Raw genomic sequence first — 3,822 nt, forward strand, 5'->3', positions numbered from 1 at the left:
GCTGATCAACAAACCGGCGCCGAACAAACAGCGCAACGTCTACCCCAATCAGCCGCAGAAGGGGTATCCGCAATGAAGCGATTGAGCCTGCTGATCGGACTGCTGTTGAGCTTGTGTGCCTGCGCCAGCGAGCCCCAACCGCCAGCGCCGCCCAACCTGCCCTATGACAGCTGGTATGTCGGTCTGGCCGCGCCGCGCTTCATGGAAGTCTGGGTCGAGACGGTGGATGTGCTTGATCAGCGTGGGTTGGCGTTTTTCGATGTTCATGGAGGCGTCGCCGGTTACACCCGCAAACCGGAAGGCTGGCACACGGGCGGTGGGAAAACGATGCCTGTGAACAATGTCGACTTGCCAGAGCGACTCTTCTTGCGCTGGCAATCGCTGGCGGAACCACAGGCGTACAAAATCAGGATCACGATTCCGCAGTGGGTACGCGACGAGATGGTCAAGCCGGAGCGGGTGTTTTGCCAAGGTTCCAAAAAGTGGAAAGACGACTATCGCGACTCCATTACCTTGGGCATGGCCCCGGGTGGCATCGTTAAGGTCTGGGTGGGTGGCGCGTGCCTGGATTACAAGGAAATCGGCCGTTTTCAGGCCGAGATCGAGCCGCTAGGCCCTTATCGAGGCAAGAGCAACGGGCAATACGTGCCTATCGAGCCTGAAAACAAAGCCTATGTTGATGCGCACGGAATTCCCTATGGCACATGGTGAAGGATTATCCGCGATGAAGCATATGAGCCTGCTCATCGGACTGCTGTTGAGCTTGTGCGCCTGCGCCAGTGAACCCCAACCGCCAGCGCAGCCCAACCTGCCCTATGACAGCTGGTACGTCGGCTTGGCGGCTCCGCGCTTCATGGAGGTCTGGGTCGAGACCGTGGACGTGCTCGATCAGCGCGGACCGTACCTGAACGGTAAAGGCATTTACTATCGGGCGCTGAAGCCCGAGGCCCAGTTGTATATCGATCAGCACGGTATTCCTTATGGCACATGGTGAAAGATTATCTGCCATGAAGCGTATGAGCCTGCTCATTGGCCTGCGCCGGTGAACCCCGGCCACCGGCACCGCCCAAACCGCCTTATGACGAGTGGGTCAGGTAGTTGATTTTTGCTGCCGATGGTCAGGTGGCGTGGAGGGGGCGGTAATGACGGATTGCGAACCGTTCGCGGATAAAAGACATCAAACAATCGACGCGCGGAAATGAAAAAGAAGGCCGGTGATCTGCGCGATCACCGGCCTTTTTACAGCTACTGCTTAGACGCGTTCAAAAATCGCCGCAATCCCCTGACCACCACCGATGCACATGGTCACCAGCGCGTAACGGCCGCCGGTGCGGTGCAGTTCGTGGATGGCCTTGGTGGCGATGATCGCGCCGGTCGCGCCTACCGGGTGGCCCAGGGCGATGCCCGAGCCGTTCGGGTTGACCTTGGCCGGGTCGAGGTCCAGTTCCTGGCTGACGGCGCAGGCCTGGGCGGCGAAGGCGATGTTGGCTTCGATCACGTCCAGGTCGGCGACGGTCAGGCCGGCGCGCTTGAGCGCCAGGCGGGTGGCCGGGATCGGGCCCAGCCCCATGAATTCCGGTTCGACGCCGGCGTGGGCGTAGCTGACCAGGCGGGCGAGGGGTTTCAGGTTGTTGGCCTGGACCGCGTTGCCACTGGCCATGACCAGTGCGGCGGCGCCGTCGTTGAGGCCCGAGGCGTTGCCCGCGGTGACCGAACCGTCCTTCTTGAACGCAGGCTTCATCGCCGCCAGCTGTTCCAGGGACGTGGCGCGCGGATGCTCGTCGACGCTGAACAGTTTGACGCCCTTGCGATCCTGGATTTCCACGGTCGCGATCTGCTCGCTGAAGTAGCCGTTGGCAATCGCGTGGGCCGCACGTTGCTGGTCTTCGAAAGCCAGGGCGTCCTGCATTTCGCGGGTAATGCCGTTGCGCGTGGCGACGTTCTCGGCGGTGATGCCCATGTGGATGCCATGGAACGGGTCATGCAGGATGCCGAGCATGTAGTCGATAACCTGGGCGTTGCCCATGCGCGAACCCCAACGGGCGGCCGGCATCAGGTACGGGCCACGGCTCATGGATTCGGCACCGGCACCGACGACGATGTCGGCATCGCCGAGCATCAGGGTCTGAGCGGCGTTGATGATCGCTTGCAGGCCCGAACCGCACAGGCGGTTGACGTTGTAGGCCGGGGTTTCCTTCGGGATGCCGGCGTTCATCGCCGCGACGCGGGAGATGTAGGCGTCGCGGGTTTCGGTCGGGATCACGTTGCCCATCACCAGATGGCCAACGAGCGCCGGGTCCACGGCGGCTCGCTCCAGGGCGGCTTTCACGGCTGTGGTCGCGAGGTCGGCCAGTGGCACGTCCTTGAGCGAACCGCCGAAGGTACCGATAGCGGTACGGGCGGCGCTGACGACGTAGATTTCCGGAGTGTTCATGGCTGGTTTCCTTTCGGTGGATTCTTGTCTGTACTGCGATTGAGCAGGGCGTTCAAGGCGGCTTTCGCCTCGTCGGTGTTCAGGCGCTGGATGAACAGCGTGTTTTCTTCGCGCAGGGTGGCTTCCAGTTCGGCCAGGGAAGCCTGCTTCATCAATTGCCGGGACTGGCGCAAGGCTTGCTGGGGCATGGCCAGAAAGCGCTGGGCGATTTTTGTCGCCGCCGCCAGGCATTGCTCGCCGTCATCGAAGGCTTCGTTGGCCAGGCCCCAGGCCACCGCTTCGTTGCCGTCCAGGCCGTTGCCCAACAGCAGCAGGCTCGCGGCACGGGCATGGCCGAGGCGGCGTGGCAGCAACAGGCTGGCGCCAAATTCGGGGCACAGGCCGATGTTGACGAACGGCATGCGCAGCTTGGCGTTACGGGTGACCAGTACCTGGTCGCAATGCAGCAGCAACGTGGTGCCGATGCCGATGGCCGCCCCGCAGACTGCCGCGATCAGCGGTTTTTGCAGGCGCGTAACGACCTTCATCAGGTGGAACGCCGGGGCGTCCAGATGCGTCGGCGGGTGCTGGAGGAAATCCACCAGGTCATTGCCGCTGGTAAAGCAGGTCGGGCCGCCAGTGATGATGATCACGCCGGTCTGCTCGTCTTCGTCGGCGGCCAGCAACAGCTCGGCCAACTGCGTGTACATGGCGTTGTTCAGCGCATTGAGCTTGTCCGGGCGGTCGACGGTCAGCGTCAACACGCCGTCGCGTCGCTCGTGTTTGATCAGGTCGGTCATCGCAGGCTCTGCAGGGTCGGTTCAGGGCTGCCACTTTAAGCGCCGGACAAACCCCGGATCTATGGCAAAACGGGTCAACTGCACTGCCGCTTTTTGCCATGCCGGCGAATCCACCGAATGCCCACGCCACTCAGGTGGACGACAGCAATATGCTGCGGCTGTACTACAGGGCGGATTACATCGGTGAAAAACCCACGGCCAGCCAGATGAACATCTCGTCGGAAACCGTGCGCATGCACCGCAAGAACCTGTACCTGAAGCTGGAGGTGGGTTCGCAGTCGGAGTTGTTTGCACTGTTTATCGAGTGGTTGCGCAGGCATTGAAAGTCAAAAGATCGCAGCCTTCGGCAGCTCCTACGGGTTTTGCGTACACCCGCAAAATGACGGTTGCACCGGACCCATGTAGGAGCTGCCGCAGGCTGCGATCTTTTGATCTTCTACTCAGGCGGATCGACCCGGTCCAGCGCCCGGTTCACCGCCAGTTCGCCCAGCATGATGACTTGCGCGATACCCAACAGCGTATTGCGATTGGTCCCCTCGGTACGGTCCGCCAGATCCATCGTCATGACATTGGCCGAGGCCAGTGACTCGCAGGCGTGAGCCAACAGGG

5 protein-coding genes and 1 pseudogene are annotated in these 3,822 nt (G+C 61.9%); 3 read left to right on the forward strand and 3 right to left on the reverse strand.

What is annotated here, in order from left to right; translation table 11 throughout:
* The first annotated feature begins 72 nt into the window (after positions 1-72).
* Positions 73-711 carry a DUF2931 family protein gene (locus KW849_RS30885; protein ID WP_218433887.1) on the forward strand — a complete coding sequence of 213 codons (639 nt, stop codon included), beginning with the start codon at positions 73-75 and terminating at the stop codon, positions 709-711.
* Positions 712-724: 13 nt separating this feature from the next.
* Complete coding sequence (locus KW849_RS30890; RefSeq protein WP_218433888.1) at positions 725-994, forward strand: DUF2931 family protein; 270 nt, start codon at positions 725-727, stop codon at positions 992-994.
* Between the two features lie 258 nt (positions 995-1,252).
* On the opposite strand, the gene KW849_RS30895 is transcribed toward KW849_RS30890, so the two are convergent.
* Positions 1,253-2,434 (reverse strand): acetyl-CoA C-acyltransferase family protein, encoded by a 1,182-nt coding sequence (locus KW849_RS30895; protein ID WP_108219471.1) that lies wholly within the window; start codon positions 2,432-2,434, stop codon positions 1,253-1,255.
* On the reverse strand, positions 2,431-3,213 hold the full coding sequence (locus KW849_RS30900) for an enoyl-CoA hydratase-related protein (protein WP_218433889.1): 783 nt from the start codon (positions 3,211-3,213) through the stop codon (positions 2,431-2,433). Before KW849_RS30900 ends, KW849_RS30895 begins: the two co-directional genes overlap by 4 nt.
* Positions 3,214-3,416: 203 nt before the next feature.
* Between KW849_RS30900 and KW849_RS30905 the strand changes: the two are divergent.
* Positions 3,417-3,536: pseudogene (locus tag KW849_RS30905) on the forward strand (LuxR C-terminal-related transcriptional regulator); the annotation flags it as partial.
* A 113-nt stretch (positions 3,537-3,649) separates the two neighbouring features.
* Here KW849_RS30905 and KW849_RS31640 read toward each other — a convergent pair.
* A partial coding sequence (locus tag KW849_RS31640; RefSeq protein WP_256357471.1) for a DUF6124 family protein occupies positions 3,650-3,822 on the reverse strand: 173 nt, incomplete at its 5' end.

This window comes from Pseudomonas sp. PDM26, from assembly GCF_019219185.1.
In the GTDB taxonomy this organism is placed as follows: Bacteria; Pseudomonadota; Gammaproteobacteria; order Pseudomonadales; family Pseudomonadaceae; genus Aquipseudomonas.

Bases quoted from the DNA above. Each gene is read 5' to 3' on its own strand.
- KW849_RS30885 (WP_218433887.1), top strand. From the start codon at position 73: ATGAAGCGATTGAGCCTGCTGATCGGACTGCTGTTGAGCTTGTGTGCC.
- KW849_RS30890 (WP_218433888.1), top strand. From the start codon at position 725: ATGAAGCATATGAGCCTGCTCATCGGACTGCTGTTGAGCTTGTGCGCC.
- KW849_RS30895 (WP_108219471.1), bottom strand. From the start codon at position 2,434: ATGAACACTCCGGAAATCTACGTCGTCAGCGCCGCCCGTACCGCTATC.
- KW849_RS30900 (WP_218433889.1), bottom strand. From the start codon at position 3,213: ATGACCGACCTGATCAAACACGAGCGACGCGACGGCGTGTTGACGCTG.